Consider the following 2,703-nt stretch of genomic DNA (forward strand, 5'->3'; position numbering starts at 1 on the left):
CGTCCGACGCCACGGTGATTGAACGGCTCTTCGCGAGCTGCAACCTGCACCCCCGCGTGGTGGCCTACAGCGATGACTTCCACGCGAGCCTTGAGATGGCCGCCGCCGGGCTCGGCGCCGCCCTGGTCCCCGACCTCGCCCTGCGGCACCGGCCTGCCGGCGTGGTGGTCCTCGATGTGCCGGAGATCCGGCTGGCACGGAATGTTTTCGCCCTGCTGATCAACGAGAAGCGGACGGCCCAGGTCCAGCTGTTCGTGGAGCTGCTGGCCGAGACGATGCACCGGCCCGGGACCGCGCGAAAGGACTGAGCCGAAGCCCCCGTTAGGCCGGCGCCGTTCAGCGCCGCCTGGCCCGCTTCCCGACCGGCGCCACGAGTGCGTCGATGATCCGGTGCTTGGTCCGGGTGTACGGCGGGTAGATCAGTTCCAGCGTGTCCGGCCACAGCGGCTTGTCCAGGGTGGGGCGCTCATGCGAGAACGTCCGCACCGAATGTTCCCCGTGATAGGCCCCCATGCCGCTGCCGCCGACCCCGCCGAAGGGAAGCCCGGGGACTGACAGGTGGGCCGCCGGTACGTCGAAGCACAGGGCCCCCGACGAGGTCCGCCCGGCGAAGGCGCGGCGCGTCTGCGGATCGTTGCTGAAGACGTAGAGTGCCAGCGGCTTGGCGCGTCCGTTGACCTCCTCGATGGCCGCGTCGAGCCCGTCCACGGGCACCAGTGGCAGCAGGGGTCCGAAGATTTCTTCCGCCATGACGGCGTCGCCGGGCCCCGGGCGCAGCAGGGTCGGCGCAAAGTAGCGGCTGGCGGCGTCGCGCTGTCCGCCGTGCACCACCGTGCTGGCGTCGGCGAGGGCCGCGAGCCGTGCGAAGTGGCGGTCATCGACTATCCGGCCGTACGACGGGCTCGCCGCCGGGTCCGGTCCGAAGAGCGCCGTAACGGCCTTGATCAGCTCGGCCTGCAGCGGCTCCAGGATCTCCTTCCGGGCCAGGACGTAGTCGGGTGCGACGCACGTCTGCCCGGCGTTCATGAACCGGCCCCAGGCGATGCGTTTGGCCGCCGTGGCCAGGTCCGTGGATGTATCGACGTAGGCCGGGGACTTGCCGCCGAGCTCCAGCGTCACGGGGGTCAGGTGCTCGGCCGCCGCGCGCATCACCACCTTGGCCGCGGCTTCTCCCCCGGTGAAGAAGATGTGGTCGAAGCGTTCGGCCAGGAGGGCGGTGGTCTCCGGGATGCCGCCCTCAACCACTTCGGCGGCGCCGGCCAGGTATTCGGGAATCCAGCGGGCCAGTACGGCCGAGGTGGCCGGGGCATGTTCGCTCGGCTTGAGGACCACGGTGTTTCCCGCGGCCAGGGCGCCGGCGAGCGGGGCGAGCAGCAGTTGCAGCGGGTAGTTCCACGGCCCGATCACCAGCACCACGCCCAGCGGGGTGAGTTCGGTCCAGGCGCGGGCCGGCCGCACTGCCAGCGGCACCGGCACGCGGCGGGGCCGGAGCCAGCCTTCGAGGTGCCGCTCCAGGTGCGCCGCCTCGGCGTCCACGAACCCGATCTCCGCGAGCTGCGCCTCGGTGTGGTGCTTGCCCAGGTCGCGGGAGAGGGCTTCGGCGAAGTCCGCGTGCCGCTCCGCGAGCATGCGCCGCAGCCGGCGCAGCTGATCCAGCCGCCAGGTGAGCGGGCGGGTGGTCCCGGCGTCGAACGCGGCCCGGGCACGGCCGACGGGTGAGATTACATGCTGCATCCGATCAATGTACAGTCATGCGGCCGTCCGCCGGTCCGGTACCGGTGACTCCGGTACGGAAAACCCTGCCAACGCTGGAATGGTCCGGTTTTCAGGACTATGTTGAAGATATGAACAAGGTAGCGAGCAAGCACTTCGGCGAGGTCGAGCTCAACCACGGACGGGAGCATAATCTCACCGCCACGCATGAGCTGGCGGGCCAGACCGTGGAGCTTGACCTGAATGTCAACGCGCATGACCATTTCGATGAAGCGGCCATGCATAAAGTTGACTACCGCCTGCGCTTCCTGCCCGAACTCGTGGACCAGGTCCGCGAAATGATCGCCGAGGAACTGGACCAGGAAGGCACCAGTCCGCAGGAGTACCGCCACTTCCATTGCAACGCGATCAAGGACGAACACCTCAAGAAGGTCTTCGGCGTCGAGGACAAGAGCCAGCTGACCGACGAGGTCTTCCTCAAGGCGCTCAAGCTCGGCCACGTGGGCATCTACCCCGGCCAGCCGGAACGCTACTTCGTCCTCGATTTCACGCTGGGCCAGCACTTCACCGACGAGGTCCTCGTCGCTTCCGCGGATGAGGACGGCGTCGTCGACGACGAAATCCTCTGGGAGTCCTGACCCGGGCATCCTGAGTCGCTGGCAGTCCTGCATCGACTGCTCCGTAGATGCCCTTCCGGGCGCTCAAACGGCGGCTGCCCAGCAATCGATGATCAAGAACGTACGACGCCGGCCGGTCACCTTGGAGGGTGACCGGCCGGCGTCGTTTGTGTGTGGAGCGGGCTCCTTGACGGCTGCTTGCCTGGTGGCCTGTTACTTGGCGGCTGAGAGCAGTTCGGCGCGGACGGTCCTGGTGGCCGTGACGAGGTTGCGCAGGGACTCTTCAGTCTCGGCGTAGCCGCGGGTCTTCAGGCCGCAGTCCGGGTTGACCCAGAGCTGGCGGGACGGGACGTGCTTGACGGCGGTGCTGAGC

4 protein-coding genes are annotated in these 2,703 nt (G+C 68.4%); 2 read left to right on the top strand and 2 right to left on the bottom strand.

What is annotated here, in order from left to right:
* A partial coding sequence (locus tag LQV45_RS24590; RefSeq protein WP_230009225.1) for a LysR substrate-binding domain-containing protein occupies positions 1-308 on the top strand: 308 nt, incomplete at its 5' end.
* 28 nt (positions 309-336) lie between these two features.
* Here the strand turns inward: LQV45_RS24590 and LQV45_RS24595 are convergent.
* On the bottom strand, positions 337-1,734 hold the full coding sequence (locus LQV45_RS24595) for an aldehyde dehydrogenase family protein (protein WP_230009226.1): 1,398 nt from the start codon (positions 1,732-1,734) through the stop codon (positions 337-339).
* A gap of 110 nt (positions 1,735-1,844) precedes the next feature.
* Between LQV45_RS24595 and LQV45_RS24600 the strand changes: the two genes are divergently transcribed.
* Entirely contained in the window at positions 1,845-2,351 is a 507-nt protein-coding gene (locus tag LQV45_RS24600) for a DUF2004 domain-containing protein (RefSeq protein ID WP_026537142.1), read from the top strand.
* A 192-nt stretch (positions 2,352-2,543) separates the two neighbouring features.
* Here the strand turns inward: LQV45_RS24600 and LQV45_RS24605 are convergent.
* Positions 2,544-2,703, bottom strand: a 160-nt coding sequence (locus LQV45_RS24605; protein WP_230009227.1) for a hypothetical protein, incomplete at its 5' end; no start/stop codon positions are given.

This window comes from Microbacterium sp. Bi128, from assembly GCF_918698205.1.

What these genes read in the sequence shown, in the direction of transcription:
- LQV45_RS24600 (WP_026537142.1), top strand. Translation starts at nt 1,845, where the DNA reads ATGAACAAGGTAGCGAGCAAGCACTTCGGCGAGGTCGAGCTCAACCAC.
- LQV45_RS24595 (WP_230009226.1), bottom strand. Translation starts at nt 1,734, where the DNA reads ATGCAGCATGTAATCTCACCCGTCGGCCGTGCCCGGGCCGCGTTCGAC.